The sequence below is a fragment of the Mycobacterium sp. 852014-52144_SCH5372336 genome (genome assembly GCF_001665615.1).
In the GTDB taxonomy this organism is placed as follows: Bacteria; Actinomycetota; Actinomycetes; order Mycobacteriales; family Mycobacteriaceae; genus Mycobacterium; species Mycobacterium neumannii_A.
The window spans coordinates 1-20,121 of record NZ_LZSW01000033.1 but is presented as its reverse complement, the minus strand read 5'-3'; the positions used below and the strand labels follow the sequence as shown (position 1 = coordinate 20,121).

The window sequence follows — 20,121 nt, the reverse complement described above, 5'->3', positions numbered from 1 at the left end:
GCGTGCGACGGTTGCGCCGATCGTATGACTGCAGCGCCGGGAATGGGGGCCAGACGACCACAGCGGTGTCGGCTCCGGTGGACTTTCCGTCGCGCAGTTGACTCGGCGACCGAATTTGCAGCCTTATGGCTAAGAGGTGCTCACGCGTGACGCGACAGTGCCTCGGCGATCGGGATGTCCCCGTTGTTGAACTCGACCGTGCGCCCAATGGTGGCCTCATCTGCCAGGCATGCAGCGACGACCAGCGCAACGTCTTCGCGGGAAACTTCGCCGCCGACCGCGTCGGCACCGACGACGATCCGGCCGGTGGATGGCTCCAGGGTGAGGCGGCCCGGACCCAGTATCGTCCAACGCAGACCGCTGGACCGAAGATGCGCATCGGCAGCGGCCTTGGCCTCGGCATAGTGAAAGAACGAATTGTCTTTCGGCACACCGTGATCGAGGCTTGCGCCGAAGTACGACACCATGATGAACCGGGCCACCCCCGCACGTTCGGCGGCATCGATGATGCGGATGGCGGCATCGCGATCCACCGCATAGGTGCGAGTCGGGTTGCCGCCACCGGCGCCGGCGGTAAACACTACGGCGTCATGTCCCTCGACGATTTCGGTGAGGGCGTCGACGTCCAGCGCCTCGATATCGCCCACCAGTGGCTGGGCCCCGGTCACCATCACCTCTTCCGAATGATCCGGGTTGCGAAACACCGAGGTCACTTCGTCTCCTCGCTCACTGAGGATCCGGGACAGGTGCAGGGCCACCTTGCCGTGGCCACCGAAGATCAAGATGCGAGCCATACCTCCACGGTAGCCCCTCGAACATATTCCTTGACAGGAATACGTCATGGGCCCTAGCGTCGAACCCGTGCAGTCGACGGTCTTCGGAGCTCTTGCCGAGCCAAGCCGCCTGAAAATCGTCGAATTGTTGCGTGCTGGGCCGCTTTCGGTCGGCGAGATCGCCGAGGCACTCGAAATTCGCCAGCCGCAGGTCAGTAAGCACCTTCGGGTGTTGGGTGATTCGGGGATCGTCGCCGGCCAACCCGTGGCTCGGCGGCGGATCTACCACCTGGAGGCCGCACCGTTCGAGGCGATCGGCAGCTGGGCCGAATCGTTCGCGCAGCTCTGGGAGACCCGCCTCGACTCGTTGGGCAGATATCTCGAGTCCATCGCTGAAGGCACTGAGGATCGGGCCGATGACGACTGACCGCTGCACCGCTTGACCGCCGATCGACACAAGGAGGATTCGCCATGCTGATGCAGATGTTCAAGAAGACCAAGAAGCTGAACCTCGAACGCGCGTACCGCGCTCCTATCGAAACCGTTTGGCAGGCTTGGACGGACCCCAACATGGTGCGGGAGTGGTGGGGTCCGGAGAAGACGTTCGTGCCGGAATGTGAGATCGACCTTGTGGTCGGCGGAAAGATCTACATCGTCATGGAAGCGGGCGAGGCGATGGGTAAGTACCAGGGCACACGCTGGCCGATGAGCGGCACCTTCACCCGTATTGAGGAACGGGCGCGCCTGACGTATGACGCGCGATCGTGGACCGAGGGCGAGGAAGAGGGGTCAACGATCGAGCACGTCAACGACGTCATCCTCAGCGAGAAGGACGGGATGACGACCGTCGCGTTGAACGTCACTATCACCAATATCGGCGCGAAGGCCAAGATGGCCGCATTCGGCATGAAGTGGGGTTACAAGGCTCAGCTGGACAAGCTCGACAAGTACCTGTCACGAGGGTGACGGCACCACCACGGCGTCCGTCTCACACTGCGAAGTGCGACTTGTAGATCCGGCCATGCACGCCAACGGTTCGGTCGACCACCTGGGAGACAACGAAATCGGATGCAGCCGAGAGGTAGGCGTAGGCGGTGGCGCGGTCCATTCCCTGGTCGGTCTGCAGGAAGTCCAGGGCGTTGACCACCGCCCGGCGCATCGCGATGTTCAGATCGCTGCTGCTGCCTCCGATTGCCCCGTCGGGATCGGACAGCCCTATTGGCACCCAGGCGGATTCGGTTTCGGCGAACGGATAGTGATATGCGACCGACGGCGCATCTCCTGATCCCGGCTTACAGACCGTCAAGCGGTAGGTGCCGCGCAGAGAGCCCTCCATCGCGGTGAGCGCCACTTCACCGTCCCCCATGGCCATGTGGGGATCACCGGCGTAGAACAGGGCTCCCTCCGCGAAAACAGGTAGGTACAGCGTGGAGCCCTCGCCCAGCAGTCGGATGTCGATATTGCCGCCCCCGACGGTTGGGGGAATCGAATTCGCGGTCGGCGCAGTGATATCCCGGTCCTGGGAGAAGGCAACACCCATCAGGCCCATGAAGGGTGATAGCGGGAACCGCACGCGCGCGTCACCGTAGGACATGACGCCGTGGCCGTCCTCCACGGCGGTGAAAGTGGAGACATTGCCGTACTCGACGGGGTTCGCGTTGGGCCTGCGATCGGTGGCCACGGGCGGCATCACTTCCTCGATACTGATGCCGTCCGGGGCGGATCCGTCCGCCTTGCGAGCGAGCCCGCCTTTACCGTGCCGGCTCGAGACGACACCATAGGGTACCCGCGGAATAGCCTGTAGCGTCTCGATTTTCAGGACATCGCCGGGCTGAGCACCTTCGACGAATACCGGGCCGGTCACCACATGCGGGCCGTCCTTGTCGAAGTTGCGCGGTGTGCGGTCGTATTCGGATGCGACGGCAATGGCGTCCTGCAGGACGTCGGATTCGCTGACGCCCTTACCGCCGAAGTACTCGACCGGATTGCGGCCCTGATCCTCGAGGATGCCCTCGTGGGTAGACGGTGTCCACGGTGATCGTCTGCTCGGAACGCATCCGAATCACCGGCGTGGCATGCACTGTCGGCACATAACCCCACAGCACCTGGTCGGGTGTCGAACGCAGATAGTGGTCGCCGGCGATGTCACCGTGGTCGGGTTGGAGGATCTCGAAGCGTCCGGTCGTGGCGCCGGTCGCCGCGGGAGTGTCACCCGTGGCACAGGCGGCCGCGACGGCGCCGATGCCCGTCCCGGCGCCCACCGCTGCCACCGCGCGAACGAAATCGCGACGCCCGATTCCCCCTGGCGAGGGTTTCGGCAGCGGTTTCGGCGAACGGCTCATTCATTTGGATGACTCCCGGGTTGTCGGTCGCCCGAAGCTACCCACGCGGTGTTGCGTCGATGTTGCCGTCAGGTTCGAAACCGTTGACGTCCAGACGCGGAGGCGGTTCGATCCCGAACTAGCCGAAACGAAACCACCCGATCGCGAACGGTCTAACGTCACAGACATCGTGGGTGCAAGGAGGTGTCGGATGCGCAATCAGCGTTTCATAGTCTCGGTGGCGGGCGTGGTGACTGCGGCCACCATCGGGGCGTCGGCTGTCGCGTACGCTTCCCCTCCTCCCCCGAGCCCGGATCAGGCCAGCGCGGAGTGGACGATCACCGACGGCTATCTCGTCAAGCAGATCGGCTGCACCCCGGATACGCCGGGTGACCCGGTCTCGATCTCCTGGGATCCGCCGGGCTTCGTCCCGGCTGTCGGCGGAACAGGAATGATCCACGACGCCAATCCCGCCCTCGGCGGACAGTTCTCGGCCCGCTGGATCCCTTCGCCCGGCTTCTGGGACGTCGAATACCAGTTCTGCTGAGACGTCTCGGCGTACCAGACGGTGCCTGCTGTACCGGGCCTTGCCGCCCGGGGCCTTGGCGGGTTTCAATCAGTACAGTTATGGGCAACCATCCGCCTGACGCACAGACGCTCACCGTTCCATGAGTTCGATTTAGCGCAAACCGAAGTCGGGGGCGGCGTAGCAATGCTTTCATAAGCAAACAACTGCAGCGCCGACTGTACGACATAGGGGGTCTGCGGCATGCCACCGCCGGACGACGAGGAGCGTTCGATATCGGTCGTGGTGGTCGGCAATCAGCGAGTCGTATACGCAGGCATCGAGTCGTGGTTGAGGCGCAGCCACCCACGCACCGAGATCATCGGCCATTTCACCAGTCCAGCGGAGTTCACCGCGGCATACCAGACCGCCGCGCCCGGGCTGGTGGTGTTGTTCGACCTGCCCTGCGACGGCGGCGGTCCGGACCTCGATGCGCTACGCCAGGTCTGCAGCGCAGGCCACCGTGTCGTCGTCTACACCTGTTCGGTCAACGACGACGTCGTCTCCGCCACTCTCGATGCGGGGGCGGTCAGCTGCATCGCCAAACATGAACCCGAACACGTACTGGCAGCGGCCATCGATGCAGCCCACACCGATCGGCCGCACGTGGTCACGAGAGCGGCTCCGACCTTGCACAGCGGGCGGCAGAAGGCACGACCGGAGCTGACCCACCGAGAGCAGCAGGTGCTCATCGCCTGGTTTCAGACGGAGAACAAGAATGCGGTCGCCGAACGGTTGTACATCGAGCCCTCCACGGTCGCGACCCACCTGCAAAGGGTCAGGGCGAAGTATGCGGCGGTCGGCCGGCCTGCGCCGACCAAGGCGGCTCTTGTTGCTCGAGCCATCCAGGACGAGATCCTCAGCGTCGACGATCTGTGAGTCCGGCCGGTCGTCGTCTGAACAGATGAATTAGTAACTTTTTGCCGCCAGCTCCATAACGGTTCCGTTAATAATTCTCAATCCGCACGCGGCGTACGCCGGCAAACAAATCGCGGGGGTCGAAGCAGCAGCTATGGAGGGCACAAGCATGAAGAAAATGATCGCCGCGGGGGCGCTGGCGCTGGGCGGGTTGTTCACCCTCGGCGTAGGTATGGCGCATGCCGATGAGGTTCAGGTGGAGGGCGGCTACTCGACGCTGGATGCCTGCAATGTAGACGGCCCCAATGTCGAGATCGCCCAGGGCGACGCCAATTACGGGCATTGGGATTGCCGCCAGGGCGGCGACGGCCTCTGGTACGTCTGGCTGAGCAGCTGATGACCCATCACGTCAGCGGTCCGACGGAGGTGTCGGACCGCTCGTGAATTCGGCAAGGGTGGCGTTACGGGTCGGGGCCGTTGCCTTCTCGCTCGGCGTTGCGGGGTTGGTCGGCACCTGCGGCATGGGGACGGCGATCGCCGACGATGGAGGACAGTCGTCTTCGAGTTCATCGGCGGGGTCGGCGAGCTCGTCATCCGGATCGACGGGCAGCACGTCATCGGGGTCGACGGGTACATCGGAGTCTTCCTCGTCGACAAAGGACGGAGCTTCGAAGTCGACGGGCAGTTCCTCGGCGTCGACGGTCTCGGGGACAAAGTCCAGGACATCTGTGGGTTCGGGGCGCTCGACGACAAAGCCCGACGCAGATGCATCCGAGACACGCTCCACGAAGAGGTCGACAGCCGAGCGGCAGTCCGCGGACTCATCGGCGAAGCAGTCGGCGACAGAGTCGGCCAAAGAGTCGGACGCAGCTGAGGCCGCGTCGACGCCGGCTACGAGCACTGTCGGCGAGGCCGACACCAGTTCGCCTGTGCTGGTGGATACTTCGGTCCCGCCGGCCGAGCCGGTCGTTTCCGAGGCCCCGATCGAGCGGGAGCAGAAGAAGAATCGATCCGACCGCGTGCCGACCGAGTCCTCGGTGGCCCCGCAGAGGACCACCGCGACCGCTGTGGGGGCGACGGACGTGAGCCGGCCCGACAGCGACCTCAGCGCTCGATCCCTGGCACACGTAACCGACTCCGGCCCAGCCGATGTCACAGCATCAGCCGAAACCACCGGTGTCGAGGCCGCCACCGAAGCGGGCACGCTGGTGATCGAGGCGCCGCCGGTATCGGCAAGCTCGGGTGCTGACAACCACAGCACTGTCGTGGCCCAAGCGCCCAGTCCCGCCCCGTCGACAGCGCCGATCGATGTGGTGTCGGGCCTGCTGTCGGCGGTCGGTGTCGGCTCACCGTGGTCCACAGTGGACGGCCCGGTGGCGCCGCCTTCAGGCGTGATACTGCTTGGCTCGCTGGACTTGGTGCGCCGCGATCTGGAGCGGATGAACGACGATCGATTGACCGTCGACCCGCAGCAGGTCGCCAACATGCTGACCACCCAAACCACTTCGGAGGAGTGGCTTCCGGTCACTGTAGGGACGACATCGGAATCCGCGGCACCGGAGGTCCCGAAGGTCGTGCCCACGCCCAACGAACGCCTTGCGGCGCTCTTCGTCAAGCAAGCCGAGCGGACTGCAACGCTTTACGACAGAATCGCTGAGCGGACCGCGGCGCACTACGACAAGCAAGTCGAGCGGATATCGGCAATCGCGGAAAGAATATCCGACAGGTACCCGGACTCCCCGACGGCGGAACGCGTCCGTACCCGGCTGCTCGCGGTGGCCGAACGCCTGCAGAGCGCGGGATTCGACGTCGTGGAACGCATCTTCGTCGCGCGGTTTGCGGCAGTCGAGCGCTTCCATGCATTGGCCGATCGCGTCGCTCCCCCGGTAGGCGGCGGTGGTGGAGCCGGCCCGGGAGGCCTGTATGGCGATCCTGAGAAGAACTCGCAGTATTGGCAAGCGCAGTCGCACGGCAACAACTGCGTTCTGATGGCGACCACGATGATCATCGGTCAACTCAACGGCACCATGCCGAGCGAGGAAGACATCGTCAAGGAGGCACAGGAGACTGAGAGCGTCGCCAACCCAGGCCGAATGATGTACCTGGGTCCGACGAGCGATAACGGCGTCGACATCAAGGATGCAGTCGCTCTGCTCGACCGCCACGGCATCACGGCCACCGTCACGGAATATGACAGGGCGGACGGCATGAAGGCTCTGGACGCCCTGACGATGGCGCTGGCCGAGAACAAAGCGGTGATGGTCGGCGTCCACGGCGAAACCGTCTGGAACGCCGTCGAGGGCAAGCCGCTGCCCGAGGGCATCAACACGGCAAACCATCAGGTGGTCATTCTCGGCGTCGACCGCGTCAAGAACATCGTCTACATGAACGACAGCGGGTTCGCCGAGGAGGGCAAGAACATGAAGGTTCCCCTTGGCGTCTTCATGAAGGCCTGGCAGACCGATGACTTCGAGACGACCGTCGCGGAGCGAAAAGCGCCGGAAACCCCCTCGTTTGGGCCGGCATCAGCGAACGTCAGCAATTCCGGCGTGTTAGTCAGCGTGGGGTAGCTGCAGGAGCTGTTTGAAGATTCGCTGAGCACGAACCATGCGGTTGCTGTCGGGGAATTCGAGCAGCGACCTCGGGGCCGTCTCATCGAGGGGTCCCGGCGGGCATTGTCGCCGGCGCTGTTCATGGATACCGCGGCTCCTACTTGCAGTGCTGACAACGCCGGCCCACGTTGCCCGCATCGAGGCGTATGCGCTGTTCGCATTCGTTCGTGACACCAGCGTCAATTCAGCTCATTTCCGTCGAATTGGTGTTAGCTTGCACCATCGGCGAAGTTCGCTGCTGAGCGAACGAGAGTAGGGGGATCGCATGGGGTGCAACAGCCACGTGGGACGTGTGGGCGCTCTTGCGGTTGCGTTGGGCATCGGCTTCGCCCTCGCGGACGGATCGGGTGTGGCCTGCGCCGAAACAGGTTCGGAAGCAAATGGCACTCCTTCCGGGGATGCCGGTCAAACAAGCACGGACAATACGAACGGAGCCGGCCAGCCGGGCCAAGCCGGCCAGACCGGGGGAACAACGGGGCAGACGGGGGGAACGGGACAGGCCGACTCGTCCGCCTCGTCCGAGGAGGACGACGAATCCGGCGACGACGCAACCGATTCCAGTTCCACTGGAAGTGGCCAAGTGGGTTCATCGCCTTCTGGAACGACTGTAGAGGTCGCTCCCGGAGTGGTGGTCTCCAGCTCGGGAGGGGCGCACACCTCGACCAATCGTCATGACTCTCGGGAGTCAACGAAGAAGAGGGCATCGGCGGTAGTCGAGCCCCCCTCGAAACCCATTTCTCCGAAGTCTTCAAACACAACTGCGGTTCGAGCACCATCTCGAGACCGTCAGAGCGCGCCCACGCCAACCCCGCCGCAGACGTCCGCTGCAGTGGCGTCGACCGTGCAGACTCCTCGTGTCGCAAGCGAGAGCTCGGCCGTGGTCTCTACGCCGATAAGCGCACCTCCTCTCGCCAGCGCGGCGACCATCACAGTGCCCGTCAGCGCTACGCCCACAGTGACCGAAGCGTTGGCGAGTGCGCTCCTGGGATCCGGACCTGACGCACCTGCGGAGTCGCCGTTGTCATGGGTGGTGCTCGCCGCCGCCCGCCGCTTCAGCGCCGAGGCGGATGCAGACGCCGCCGTCCAGCCGGCCGCTCAGATGGCGACGGTTCAGACGTTGAACAGCGTGACGAGCGCCCCAGTGACCGCAGCCGCGGTCGTGAACCAGCCACCGATCATCGAGGAGCCGGCCTTCGGAACGCCGGATCCGAGAACGGGTGCCACAGCGGGACAAATCGTCGCCAAAGATCCAGAGGGAAAGAAGCTCTCGTACGCACTCACTTCTGGCCCATCCGAGGGCAAATTGGTATTCGACAAGCGGACCGGCGCCTTCACCTATACGCCGACTGCTTCGCAGCGAGTCGTGGCGGGCTTGACTCCCGATACCGATTACGCGCAGTTCACTGTGTCCGTATCCGATGGCGCGAAGGCCAACATTCAGACCGTCACGGTCAATGTGGCGATCAATCCGGCTCCTTTGGTTGACGCCGGATCAGTCCCGACAGGTGGTTCGACGGATGCCATTGCCGTCACCAATACACGCGCGTACGTCGCCAACACCGCGGCTAAGACCATCACCGTCATCGACACCATCAATCGCACCACCGTCGCCACTATCCAACTCGATCAGCAGCCGGTCTCGTTAGAGGTCACCGCCGACGGCAAGCGCGTCTACGTCGTGGACGACACCACGAACCTGATCCACGTCATCGATGCGACCAACAACACCATGCTGGCCCCGATCGACTTCGGCCCCAACCGCTATCCGCTCTCCGTCGCTGTCTCACCAGACGGCAAGACACTCCTGGCGACCGGCGCCTTGTATGACGCGAAAACCGACACGTGGACGCCTGTGGTAACCAAGGTGGCGACCGCCACCGGCAAGGTCAGCGGAACCGTGAAGCTACCCGGTTCCTCGGACGTATTCTACGACGTCGAGTTTTCCGCGGACGGCAAGAAAGTCTACGTAGTATCCGATCTGGCGAGTGACGATCCCGAGAACGTGACGTCGGCGGTCTACACCTTCGCCACGTCCGCAACAACAGCCAAGCTTGTCACGACCGGGACGTACATCACCGACGTCGCCATCAACCCGGCGGGCACCCGCGTCTACGTCAATGATGCCGACGCGGGCACCATCAGGGTTTTCGACGCGAGCAACAAGCTGGTGGGCACCATCTCGGTCACGCCGGAAACGATGGGCACTCTGACCCTAAGCCGTGACGGCGGCCTGCTCTTCAGTCTGGATACCACCACCAACTCCGTCGTGGTGTTCGACACCGCAACCAATGCTCAGATCGCGAGCTTGCCCACCGGAGCGACCACCGTGGGTTACTACCCCGGCCTCGTGTTGTCTCCAGATGGGCGCGAGTTCTACTACGCCTCCGACACCGGACTTCGGGTAATCACCGTGCTACCCGTCACCAATGTCTCGACGCCGGGCGCGCCCGTCGGCAATGTCATCATCGGCGCGTTCGGTACGCGCTACCAGGTGATGACGGACGTTGACCCAACGACATTGCAGCCGAACGGCTCCACTCGCGTGAGCATCCTGGACGCAGACGGCCGGGTCATCACAACAACACAGGACATCGCCGGCACGGCGAGCGGTGCACTTCCGATAAAGCGCGCGGACGGCAGCCTTTTGGTGGCGACCTACGACGCGGTGACCAACACCACGACCGTCACTGCGGTGAGTACGTCGGGCGTCGCTACGCCGGTGGGATCGCTGACTGGAGCCGCTAGCCGTCAGATCTTCATCGCGTCGAACGGCGCGGCGTTCCTGCAGACCGATGTGGACGCCACCGGTAGTGCTCACCAGTTGATTCGGATCTCGAAAACCAATGTGTCTCAGACGTACATCATCGACGGATCGACACCAACATCGGGCCCGCCCGTGAAGCTGGCACCCGACGGCAGTGCTTATGTCGTATATAAAGACGGCGCGGGAATGGTTTCGGTCCTGGCGATCGATCCGAATGGTGATTCGACGACCACGCCGGTGGGGACGGGCCTCCCTACGGGTTCCCTTGCTCCCGTCACAATCTCATCCGATGGTAAAGCGTATGTGACGGTATCTTCGGTAACCGCGACCAAGATCCTGACGTTCACGGGCACCGCATACACGGAACGCGAAGTCACCGGGCAGCAGGTCGGTTCCGCCGTCGTGGGGGCCAAAGGTGCGGTTTACCTGGTCACCGCCGACGGGAACCCGCATGCATTCGTGACGAAACTGACGGCCACCACGCTTCGAACCAGTGTCATCAACGGTGGTTTCCCCGTGGGACAACCGGCGGTGGCGAGCGATGGCACCACCTACGTGCTCCTCAACTGGCCGGGACCACAGAGTTACCTCGGAATCGTAAGCGCGGCGGGCAAGACAAAGACCGTGCCGATCAACGGTAACTTCGCGCAAGCGATCGACAATCTCGGTGGCGCGGCGCTGACCGTCGGGTTCGACAAGAAGGCATACGTCGCTTACGTCGACAGCGACGGCCGCTATCACGTCGCTATCGTCACACCCACGGGCGGTACGACGATCAAAGACATGCCAGTCGGAACCACGGTCAAACACAGCGTCTACTTCACGATCAGAGGCGTTGCAGCCCAGCCGGTTCAGACCATCGACCAAGCTACCGGTGCCATTTCCACCTCAGCGATCGTCTTGTCATCCGGTGCGCGCACCGAGGAGATTCCAGGCGAACTCGTCGCAGGGGCCATCGACTTCAAGGGCAACGGGTATCTCGTCACCAGCGCTGAGAACGCTGCCGGTGAACGGGAGACGACGGTACTGGCCTTTACGTCGGCCGCCAAGACGATCGCCAAAATCACCGCGCCCGGCGAAATAGTTCTGGCGGTCGACAACTTGGCAGGACCATTCGGAGCCAGGCCCGTGGTGTTGACTCTGGATGGGACGGCCTACGTCACGATTTCGGCTGGTCTCGACAATCCGTCTGGCGGGGCCGAGATTTGGGCTATTAAGGGAAAGTCGAAGACGAAAGTCATGGATTTCGACACCGCCCTGGTCACGGCGGTGACCGTACAGCAGAGCGACAGCACGGCGTATGTAACCGTAAGCGAGATCGACGAAGCTACCGGCCAATACGTCAGCACCGTACGCGCGCTACCGAAACCGGTCTTCTAGGCGCGACAGCTTGATCTGCGTCGCGGCCGGGATCGAATGGGCCCAGCGGCCACCACCAGATGAGTAGAGTCAGCGGGTCATACCGTCGAATGCGCGCGGCCCGGATCGCTCAAGCATCGAGGATGTGAAGCTGTGTCTGGGCGTCCGCTGACGTAGTCAGGTACAGCTTGCCGTTACCGCCAAAGGCGACACCGCCCACGGCCATGCCACTGAACGTATCCAGCTGTTCTGCTCCATTCGAGCTCAGCTTCCACACCTTGGTCGTATCAGAAGCTATGTCGTATACCGTGACGTAACCGACGCCGCCACCCGCGGGTGTCACGTACGCGGTATTTCCGAGGTCGGTGAATGAAGCGATCGTTGCGCCGGCCGCGGTGCCTGCGAGTACCGAAACCTCTGCCGTATCACCCGGATTGGTGCCGGCGTAAGCCTTGACGAACACCGTGCCGTCGGACCCGATCGTGAGCCGATCGAAGTCACCCTGATTACCGCCTGGGATGGTCGCACTCTCAGCACCGGTGCTGATGTTCACGAACTGCGTACTCGACCCCGACAGCTGCGCGATGAACGGTGTGCCCGTCGGACCGAACTCGAGTTCCAGCGCGCCAGATGAATTCGGCAAGATCGTGGTCGCCCCGGCGGGCGAGACGGTGTACGCCGGATCGAAGAAACTGTAGGCGTAGAGCTTGTTGTCAGGCCCTATTTCGAATGTGTAATCCAAGACATCGGTGCCGGCAGGCTGCGGTACCAGGGTGACCTCACCGTCTGGGTGAGCGACGGCCCAGCGAACGGGCCCGGAGGGATAATCGAAGATGACAACGTAACCCGTCCCGTCAGCGGCCACCTGGAGTGAGTCGCCACTTCCGAAGTATCCGAATTCGCCGTCGAAGTCCTTAGTGACCACGCCGGTGGGCGTGATGGTCGAAATGTACGATTTCTCGTCGAGCCCGCTTGAATATTCGCTGAGCTGATAAGCGGTTCCGTTCGGAGCCACAACGACCCCGCCCCTCGCGTAACCCGGTATGACGAATGGATCGGAGATTCCGGCGGATGTGATCACATGAACGCTGGTTGTGGCTGCAGCGTCGTCGGCGGTTGTCAAGTAGGCGCTGCCACCGGCGCCCGCTGTCACACCCACCGCTACTCCGGTTCCGGTCGCCGAAAGGGTCCGGACGGATCCATTGGGCGCAACCACAAGAACTTTCGCGACCTTCCTTTCTTGGAAGGCTTGATAGGCGCTACCGTCAGCGCCGACCGACAGATTGCCGAAAGCCGTTCCCCTCGCTTGCCGAATGGTGATGGCCCCGTTGGGCTTCATGGAGATGATGGATAGCGGCGCGCTGCTGGTGCCGCCCCCATTTTCCCGACGGTGACGTACCCCGTCCCGTCCGCAGCTACGGTGATAGGCCCGCCCATCGCGCCGACCACCGCTTTCGAACTCGTGACAGCGCCGGTGGGGCCGATCACCGAGACCTGAACGTTGTTGCCCCTCCTCGTCGCGAGGTACACCCCGCCGTCCGGCGCCACGCTGAGAAGAGCCTCTTCCCCTTGCGGAACTCCGGCTATCGTCGCTGTACTGGTCGATGTACCGTCGGCATTGATGATTACGACCTTCGTGCCGATATTCCGACCGAACCTGTCCGTGGCGAGCATCGTCTGATACTTGGTCCCGGTGGAGTCCGTGATCATCGGGCCGATGGTGACGCCGGAGAACTCCGTCTGATTGACGCTCGCGAGGTTGACGGTAACCACCTTTGTGACGGTGCCGCCATGTCCGTCGTTGAGGATGACGGTGAATTTGTCTGTCTTGGCAGCAGCGCTTGCCTTCGGTGCATTCGCGGCCGCAAAGGCCGCGGCTGTCGGTGTGTAGACGAAGCTGTCGGTCTGGTCGTCGTAGGTGATCGTGCCCTTCTTGGTGGTGAGGGGTCCAGTCAGCGTGAGGTTGTCGAAATCGGCGTCCGAGGCGAACACGGTGCCGGTGATGACGCCCGTGTTCGGGTTCGCGATGCCGACCGCAGCGCCGGGGGCAGTGGGTTTAGCGTTCTGAGGCCTGATTTGAACCGTGATGGGCACGAGGACGTCATTCCCCTGGCCATCGTCGACCGTGATGGTGAAGCTGTCGGTTTTGTCTGCGCCGACGACCGCGGCCGCATGCCGCATTTCAGAGGTGGGTGTGTAGACGAACTTGCCCTTCTGGTCGATCGTGACTTGCCCGCCTTTGGCGCTAAGCGAGTCGACCGTGTAAGTCAGAGGATCATTATCCGGGTCTTTCACCGTGACGGAGCCCTTGACGACACCCGTCGAGAACGCCGGAGTCCCCACAGTTGTCCTGACGACAGTCGGCTGGGCATTGGCGGCCGCTGAGATAGCTGCTGCGGGCACGAGTTGTTCGGTCGTTTGCATGTACTCGGGGGGATTGGCGATCTTGGCGGCCTCGAGGGTGCCCAGTTCACGGCGGGCGACCGCGAGTGCCATCCAGTTCACCGGCGATTCAATTGGTGCACCGGGTATTCCGGTCGCACCCACTTGGAGCGTCAGGGCCGAGAAAACTCCGAAGGCGACCTTGGTAACCGCCGTGGGCGCTGCGACTGCGACGGTCGCCGGCTCGGCGGCTGCTCTCGCCTCGGGTGCCGGCGCAACCAGCGAAGGAGACAGGACTGGAGAAATCGAAACGGTTTGCGATGTCAGTGGGGAGGTGACAGGCGCCGCGGTCGAAGATACTGAGTCCTGTGACGAACTGACGGTCGTCTTCGGCTCGCTCGTAGCAGGTTTCGTGTCTCTGACCGTATTCGTTGTCCTGGCGGTCGATCGCGTTGTCGCCGAAGTGGTGTCGGAGTCGCCCACCGCCGTCGTGGATGGCTTCTTGCCTGTCGATGTGTCCGCTGTCACGGAAGCTCGCTTGCTGGAGCGGTTGTTGGATCGCTTCGTGGTGGGCTTGACACGCGAAGTCGCCCCGGAGTCGCTGGAGGACGAGCCACCCGACGACGTCGAGCCGCTGCTTGACGAGCCACCCGACGACGTCGAGCCGCTGTCCGATGACGCAGAATTACTGCTCGATGACGGCGAATCCTGGCTGGAAGTAGTCGAATTCGACGATCCTGCCCCTCCGGACTGCGAGGTTGAGGAGGCGCCGGATGAAGACGAACTCGACGACGATGACGAGGACGAGGACGACCCCGAGTCGCCCGATCCGGACGGCGTCGCCCCCACCGGCGCCGCAGCAACGGCGGCGCCCACCCCCAAAGCGAATGCGAGAGCACCGACCCGACCTACGTGTTGCGCATATCCCATGGTGACCCCTCCATGATGGCGTGTGGACTTTGCAGCAAAGTTGTCTGAACAATAATTCAAGAGTGCCGTGGAATATCTGAAGTCAGCTATCGGCCACGTTGATTACCTTTGATCAGTCAAAAGAAAGAGCCGCTAACCAGACGCGTACGAAGAACCGAGGCGCGAGCCGGGCTGTCGAATGCCGAATGTTTCGTCTCCAGCAACCGCGAAGAGGCGGCGTCTTTGCGGTGTCTCGCGACCTGGGCAACCCGGTGAGGGCGGATCGCCGCTCCCGTACTTGGGACAACGCCACACGCATGTATTCGGTCGAAATTCCATGCTGATTCCATGACCGCCTCCCGGTTCCACCACCGTGTGACTGCGACGGTGGCGTCGAGAAAAAAACTAATCGCGGATCCGCAGGATAGATATCGGGGAAATCCCTAAGTTTCCGACCGTAGTAGTCGCGCCCCCCGCGGCACGAAATCCTCCTAAGAAGCCACGTCCGCGGTCCCCCAGCGCGTCAGAAACCGAGAATAGGGACCGTGACGGATTCGGTGACGGTGGCACCGAACCGGTCTTTCACCGTGATCGTGAAGGTATCGAACTTGTCGTCGTCGGTGGCTGTGGCAGAAGCCGCCGCGCGTCGGGCGGCAGCGGTAGGCACATAGGTGAATGTGCCCCTGCTCGACACGGTTACGTAACCCTTCGCAGTCCTGGTTGAACCAGAGAACGAGAAGCTGTCACCGTCCGGATCCGAAGCGGTCAACGACCCTTTGACGGAACCGTTTCCCGCGGCGGGCACGCCGACGTCGAGGGCGCCCGCGACCGGGGCTTGGTCCGTCGGCGCGATCGTGGTTCTCACGGTGATCGTCCTGACTCCTCCGTGGCCGTCGTCGATGGTGACTTTGAACGTGTCGGTACCGATAGCGTTCTTGGCTCGCGCAAGATCACGAGCAGCACCGTAGGGGTTATAGGTGAACGTTCCGTCAGGGTTGATCGTGACCTCGCCCGATTCCGGGTTGATCGGGGTGTAGGTGATGCCGTCGCCGTCGACGTCGGTCACCGCGATCGTGCCGGTGACGGTGCCGCTGAGGGGATCGGCCTTACCGACGGTGGCCCTGGCCGTCGGAGCGGCGTTCTTCCCGAGCACCGTCACGGTCACCGGAACGGTGGTCGTGTTGCCGAAATCGTCGCTCACAGTGATGACGAAGGTGTCCGTCTTCATGTCTTCTGTGGCATTCACCGCCGCAGCGGCGTGACGCGCGGTCGGTGTCGGGGTGTAGGTGAATGCACCCGTCGATGTCACCGTGACAGTGCCTTTGTCGGTCGACATCCCGGAATAGGTGAGCTTGTCCCTTTCGGGGTCGACCGCTGTCACCCTGCCAGTGACACGTCCGGTCGCCGAATTCGGCGCACTCTGTGTGAGGGCCGCGGTTGGTGGCTGGTTCGGCACCGAAGCGTTGAGCTGGAGAACCACGGCGTACCCGGTGTGGTCACCGGTGGTCTGGGTTGCGGAGTTCTCCGCGTTGCCCAGATAGACATTGTCGAGTCGTGTTGCCGCACCGCTGTTTACGAGTTGCTGCGCGAGTTCTTCGCTGGCCGAGTTGAACGAGACATAACCGTGGGTGGCGCCCTGCGTGCTGAAAGCGCCTGTCCACACATATCCTTGCCCGTTCGCCGCGGGTGCCGGTCCGAACATCCGACCGTGGTCGGTCAGAGATACGTTGTCGGCGTAAGCCTGGAGGAAGCCGCTGGGCTGCTGACCGTACGTGATGTCGTCGATGACTCCGTAATAGCCGGTGCTGTGGGGCGACCGGGCAGGAAAGCCGGAGGCCCGCATGGCCGCGTTGAGCTTTTGGATGGACTCCTCACGGGTGGTCGACGTCGGATCGACGATGACGACGTTGACCGGCTCCAGTAGCGATTTGCCCTGGTATGTCTGACCGCCCCAATTCGCAATGCTGCCATTGGATTTCAACATCCACTTGCCGATGTTGCCGTAGGGGGTGGCGGTTGTGTCGCCCGGCTGGGGCTCAGCTGCCGAGGCGGCGATGGCCTCGGGCGCCGACACCGCCGACGCCTGGGCAACGACGAGACTGCGCGGAGCCACGGTGGCGGCAGTTCCACTAGATGACAGGGTCCTGTTGTTGCTGTCGATCTCGCGGCGGATCACATGCAGCAGGCCCGCCACCAACAGGTTTGGCGCCGCCGGAATATCGTCGGTGCGCGCATCGAAGGGCGTGATGGCGCCAACCGCGGCGAGGAATCTCGAGACCGTCCTCACCACCGGCGGCGCGGCCGTGACGACAGCTGGTTTGGTCGCAGTTTCAACACTCACCGGGCGGATAGCGCGCCGATTCGAAGTGACTTCACCGATCGCGACCGGCTTTTCGGTCGAGACTCCGTCCGCCTGGCGCACGACATCGATCTTGTCCTCGACGACGATGCGGGGCCGCGCGGTGGACACCGTGGCGGCGCTGGCGGGTGGGTTTGGCGCACGGCTCACTGTGTCCTGTGCAGGCGAAGTTCGGCGGTTGCCGGGCGAGGGGCCCCTATGGCCGCCCGTGCTGTCGAAGGTCGAGAGGCGCGTCGATGCAGCCAGTCGCTCACGAAGCCGCGCGAGGTTGTCCGCCACGACAGAATGCCCGTTCTCTACTTCTTCAGCAGCGTCTGCTTCTTCAGGAGCGTCGACGGCGCGAGACGGGGCAGCCGCCGCAGGACCCGGCTTCGTCTCGTCGCGTGACACGCCGGTGCGCGAGCCGCTGGTGACGGCACCGCCACTATTGCTCTGCCGCATCCGCGGTGGCCGCGGCGACCCGCGTCGGCCTTGCGTCGCGGATTCGGACGCCTCGGCGCCGCGGGCGGTGGCATCGGCGGTGGTCGAGTCGGTGGCGCGACTCGTCCCGGCCGGCGAATGGGCTTCCCCGCTGGTGCTTCCCGGAGCGTCCGACGTCGAGTCATCGGCAGCGGCGATTCCGGTCCCGCTCGCCATCGCGGCGCCGATGCCCAACGCGACTGCCAACGCACCGACGCGTCCGATATACCTCGCGGACCCAGCCGACCGTCCCAGCGACACCCTTGGTCGTGCTGCTGAACGGTTCGCGAAGTGCTGCACCCTAAAATCCCCATCATCCCCAGCGGACGCACACCCCACGCGTTGCGCTTAGCTGCTGGCCGAAAAGTAACTCTAGGCGCGGCCACACGTCTAGAGCAACGAGCGTCTTCAACTTGTTTCCCTCGCGAAGAATTGATCTTGGCGAAGCGGTGTGTCAGCCAAAGGCGACTTCAGATGCCCCGGCAGCGAAGAAATTTGTACAGTCCCGGATCCGAGAGCGGTTCCCCACAGCAAATTCAGCACCGTTCCTTCGCCGCAGCCACAAAGAGGTCGGGGTCGTTGCCTCGCGCGCAGGCTGGCACCGAGAGTTCGCGTCCGCACCGGGGCGTCGGCACTTCCCCGGACCCTCGCTTTGCCAATCGTAGGGTTTCTCCCGATTCCTTCAGCGCAAAGTCGCTGTAATTTGCCTGTTAACGCGCCCCGTGGGTCGTGCGGTGCCGAAAGGGGAGGCAGTGATGGGTTCTGGACGGTATATCGGCCGGGTGGGTGTGCTTGCTGTGACGCTCGGGGTTGGTGTGGCTATCGCCCAGCCCACGGGGATGGCGTGGGCGGAGGACACGACCACTGCAGATTCCGCAGAGGCGCAGACCGCCGAGGGTGTCGACACCGCTTCGAGCGAGCCCACGACCGGCTCGAGGGACACCGCTGCTGCGGACACGGGCAGCACTGCGCCGAGCCAAGCGAGCACGACCACGGTGACCGACGGGCATACCACCACCACGGTGGGCGGCGACGGAGCTCCCAAGGTGACGATCAGCGGCACCACGATCGATACCACAGACGATGAAGCGACGCTGCCGACCGCGAAGGCGAAACCGACCGCGACCGTGGAAAATCGCTCGCCATCGCGGCCGTCGAGGCAGACGGAGAAGCCGAAGCGCAATCCGAGTCTGGTGTCGGCACCCGCCAGCGCGGCCAGCCCGGTGGCCGTGTCCCGCGGTGCCGCCGGCACTGAGGTCTCGCAGGTGCGAACCCAACGGCCGGCTGCAGCCCCGGTCGCGGCAACAGTGCAAGTGACTGGGGCGCCCACCGTGGCCGCGGACTCGGCACCGTTGAAGACCCGCGTAACGCAGCCGGCTCCGGCACCGGTGACGTCCTCGACCACCTTGGTATCGAATGTGTTGGACGTGGTGTCGACGGCTCTGTTGGGCGGGGGGCCGCAGTCTCCGGTGGATTCCCCGGCGATGTGGGCGCTGTTGGCGGTCGCGCGCAGCCGCTTCGGCCAACCCGCGTCCGGTCAGCGGGTCGCTTCGGTGCCCGCCGGCGCGCCGTTGAGCACGAGCGAATCGTTCACTCTTGCGGCGGTCAACCAGCCGCCTACGACGAGATACTTCGCCGGTTATCCGAACGCGACGACCGGAGTCGTCACGGGCAGCGTGACCGCCACCGATAAGGACCGCGATCCGTTGACGTTCACCGGTCCCGCGGGCGGGGCGAGCGCCAAGGGCGGCACCGTGGTTGTCGATGCCAAAGGCAAGTTCACCTACACCCCCACCTTGGCGGCGCGTCACGGTGCCGCCCGCACGGGCGCCACGGCCGCGGACAAGGTTGACACCTTCACTGTCACAGTCGATGACGGTCAGGGCCACACCGTGGAGCAGGCGGTGACCGTGAAGGTCAGCCCGCTCAAAGTTGCTGCGACGGTCAACCATACGAATCCCAACACGGGGTTGGCGACCGGCGCAGTCACCACCGCTAACGCGGGGGTGTACACCTACAAGACCACCACGTCGAGGAAGGGCACGTTGTCGGTGGCTGCCGATGGCAGCTTCACTTATACCCCGACCGCGGCGGCGCGTGCTGCGGCATCTCAGCCGCGGGCCAGCGCGTATCTCAAGACCGACACTTTCACCATCACGGTGACCGATGCGGCGGGTAAGAGGACCACCGCCAGGTTGACGGTGGCGATCGCCCCGACCGGGCACGTCAATGAGCCTCCCAACGTCGCCGATCCGGTGGTCGGCGAGCCCGACGGCGATGGTGTGGTGACCGGCTCGGCGGCCACCACCGATCCCGAGCGCGATCCCCTGACCTACAGCGGGTCCACGACCACCACCAAGGGCAGCGTCGTCGTCAACCCGGGCGGAAGTTTCGTTTACACGCCGACTGCGCAGGCGATGCACAACGCGTCGGCAAGCAATGCCGCCGCCACCGGCGCGGACAGAGACACCTTCACCGTCGTAATCTCCGACGGGCAAGGGGGTCAACGCGACACCGAGATCACGGTATCGATCCTGCCCCGTAACGATGTGCCGACGGGTGTCGATGTCAGTGTGGGACAACCGAATCAGTCCAGCGGCATCGTCACCGGCACAGTCACCGCCACCGACCCCAACAACGACGGCTTGACCTGCAGCGGGTCCACGACCACCACCAAAGGCAACGTCACCGTCAACCCAGGCGGCGGGTTCACCTACACCCCCAACCCGACCGCCATGCACAACGCCTCGGCAACCAACG

At 63.8% G+C, this 20,121-nt stretch carries 14 protein-coding genes and 1 pseudogene; 9 read left to right on the top strand and 6 right to left on the bottom strand.

What is annotated here, in order from left to right:
• Nucleotides 1-140: 140 nt before the first annotated feature.
• On the bottom strand, nucleotides 141-794 hold the full coding sequence (locus tag A5759_RS06315) for an SDR family oxidoreductase (protein ID WP_068195290.1): 654 nt from the start codon (nucleotides 792-794) through the stop codon (nucleotides 141-143).
• Between the two features lie 46 nt (nucleotides 795-840).
• Between A5759_RS06315 and A5759_RS06310 the strand changes: the two genes are divergently transcribed.
• On the top strand, nucleotides 841-1,200 hold the full coding sequence (locus A5759_RS06310; RefSeq protein WP_068195288.1) for a metalloregulator ArsR/SmtB family transcription factor: 360 nt from the start codon (nucleotides 841-843) through the stop codon (nucleotides 1,198-1,200).
• A 44-nt stretch (nucleotides 1,201-1,244) separates the two neighbouring features.
• Entirely contained in the window at nucleotides 1,245-1,739 is a 495-nt protein-coding gene (locus A5759_RS06305; RefSeq protein ID WP_068195285.1) for an SRPBCC domain-containing protein, read from the top strand.
• Nucleotides 1,740-1,761: 22 nt separating this feature from the next.
• Here A5759_RS06305 and A5759_RS06300 read toward each other — a convergent pair.
• A pseudogene (locus A5759_RS06300) lies at nucleotides 1,762-3,119 on the bottom strand (acetamidase/formamidase family protein).
• 186 nt (nucleotides 3,120-3,305) lie between these two features.
• On the opposite strand from A5759_RS06300, the gene A5759_RS06295 reads away from it, so the two are divergent.
• The 3 genes from A5759_RS06295 to A5759_RS06285 all read left to right on the top strand — a co-directional run bounded on the left by A5759_RS06295 (nucleotide 3,306) and on the right by A5759_RS06285 (nucleotide 4,914).
• Complete coding sequence (locus A5759_RS06295) at nucleotides 3,306-3,641, top strand: hypothetical protein (protein WP_068195283.1); 336 nt, start codon at nucleotides 3,306-3,308, stop codon at nucleotides 3,639-3,641.
• A gap of 222 nt (nucleotides 3,642-3,863) precedes the next feature.
• Nucleotides 3,864-4,538: a LuxR C-terminal-related transcriptional regulator gene (locus tag A5759_RS06290; protein ID WP_068195280.1), complete on the top strand. Its 675-nt coding sequence runs from the start codon at nucleotides 3,864-3,866 to the stop codon at nucleotides 4,536-4,538.
• 133 nt (nucleotides 4,539-4,671) lie between these two features.
• Nucleotides 4,672-4,914: a hypothetical protein gene (locus A5759_RS06285; protein ID WP_231984567.1), complete on the top strand. Its 243-nt coding sequence runs from the start codon at nucleotides 4,672-4,674 to the stop codon at nucleotides 4,912-4,914.
• 12 nt (nucleotides 4,915-4,926) lie between these two features.
• Here A5759_RS06285 and A5759_RS25880 read toward each other — a convergent pair whose 3' ends face one another.
• Entirely contained in the window at nucleotides 4,927-5,877 is a 951-nt protein-coding gene (locus tag A5759_RS25880) for a hypothetical protein (RefSeq protein ID WP_156616838.1), read from the bottom strand.
• A gap of 1 nt (nucleotide 5,878) precedes the next feature.
• Between A5759_RS25880 and A5759_RS06275 the strand changes: the two genes are divergently transcribed.
• The gene (locus A5759_RS06275) at nucleotides 5,879-7,087 is read left to right on the top strand and encodes a C39 family peptidase (protein WP_156616837.1); all 1,209 of its coding nucleotides are present in this window, start codon (nucleotides 5,879-5,881) and stop codon (nucleotides 7,085-7,087) included.
• A 997-nt stretch (nucleotides 7,088-8,084) separates the two neighbouring features.
• The gene (locus tag A5759_RS06270) at nucleotides 8,085-11,273 is read left to right on the top strand and encodes a YncE family protein (RefSeq protein ID WP_068195271.1); all 3,189 of its coding nucleotides are present in this window, start codon (nucleotides 8,085-8,087) and stop codon (nucleotides 11,271-11,273) included.
• Between the two features lie 109 nt (nucleotides 11,274-11,382).
• On the opposite strand, the gene A5759_RS06265 is transcribed toward A5759_RS06270, so the two are convergent.
• Complete coding sequence (locus tag A5759_RS06265; RefSeq protein ID WP_156616836.1) at nucleotides 11,383-12,591, bottom strand: hypothetical protein; 1,209 nt, start codon at nucleotides 12,589-12,591, stop codon at nucleotides 11,383-11,385.
• Complete coding sequence (locus A5759_RS25875; protein ID WP_156616835.1) at nucleotides 12,588-13,748, bottom strand: Ig-like domain-containing protein; 1,161 nt, start codon at nucleotides 13,746-13,748, stop codon at nucleotides 12,588-12,590. Before A5759_RS25875 ends, A5759_RS06265 begins: the two co-directional genes overlap by 4 nt.
• 298 nt (nucleotides 13,749-14,046) lie before the next feature.
• On the opposite strand from A5759_RS25875, the gene A5759_RS25870 reads away from it, so the two are divergent.
• The gene (locus tag A5759_RS25870) at nucleotides 14,047-14,580 is read left to right on the top strand and encodes a hypothetical protein (protein ID WP_197505976.1); all 534 of its coding nucleotides are present in this window, start codon (nucleotides 14,047-14,049) and stop codon (nucleotides 14,578-14,580) included.
• Between the two features lie 486 nt (nucleotides 14,581-15,066).
• On the opposite strand, the gene A5759_RS06250 is transcribed toward A5759_RS25870, so the two are convergent.
• On the bottom strand, nucleotides 15,067-17,052 hold the full coding sequence (locus A5759_RS06250) for an Ig-like domain-containing protein (protein ID WP_197505975.1): 1,986 nt from the start codon (nucleotides 17,050-17,052) through the stop codon (nucleotides 15,067-15,069).
• Nucleotides 17,053-18,116: 1,064 nt separating this feature from the next.
• Here A5759_RS06250 and A5759_RS06245 point away from each other — a divergent pair.
• Nucleotides 18,117-20,121 (top strand): Ig-like domain-containing protein (locus tag A5759_RS06245; RefSeq protein WP_197505974.1); only part of this gene is annotated, 2,005 nt, incomplete at its 3' end.

What these genes read in the sequence shown, in the direction of transcription:
- A5759_RS06305 (WP_068195285.1), top strand. Translation starts at nt 1,245, where the DNA reads ATGCTGATGCAGATGTTCAAGAAGACCAAGAAGCTGAACCTCGAACGC.
- A5759_RS06290 (WP_068195280.1), top strand. Translation starts at nt 3,864, where the DNA reads ATGCCACCGCCGGACGACGAGGAGCGTTCGATATCGGTCGTGGTGGTC.
- A5759_RS06315 (WP_068195290.1), bottom strand. Translation starts at nt 794, where the DNA reads ATGGCTCGCATCTTGATCTTCGGTGGCCACGGCAAGGTGGCCCTGCAC.
- A5759_RS06265 (WP_156616836.1), bottom strand. Translation starts at nt 12,591, where the DNA reads ATGAAGCCCAACGGGGCCATCACCATTCGGCAAGCGAGGGGAACGGCT.
- A5759_RS06310 (WP_068195288.1), top strand. Translation starts at nt 841, where the DNA reads ATGGGCCCTAGCGTCGAACCCGTGCAGTCGACGGTCTTCGGAGCTCTT.
- A5759_RS25875 (WP_156616835.1), bottom strand. Translation starts at nt 13,748, where the DNA reads ATGGCACTCGCGGTCGCCCGCCGTGAACTGGGCACCCTCGAGGCCGCC.
- A5759_RS06285 (WP_231984567.1), top strand. Translation starts at nt 4,672, where the DNA reads ATGGAGGGCACAAGCATGAAGAAAATGATCGCCGCGGGGGCGCTGGCG.
- A5759_RS06295 (WP_068195283.1), top strand. Translation starts at nt 3,306, where the DNA reads ATGCGCAATCAGCGTTTCATAGTCTCGGTGGCGGGCGTGGTGACTGCG.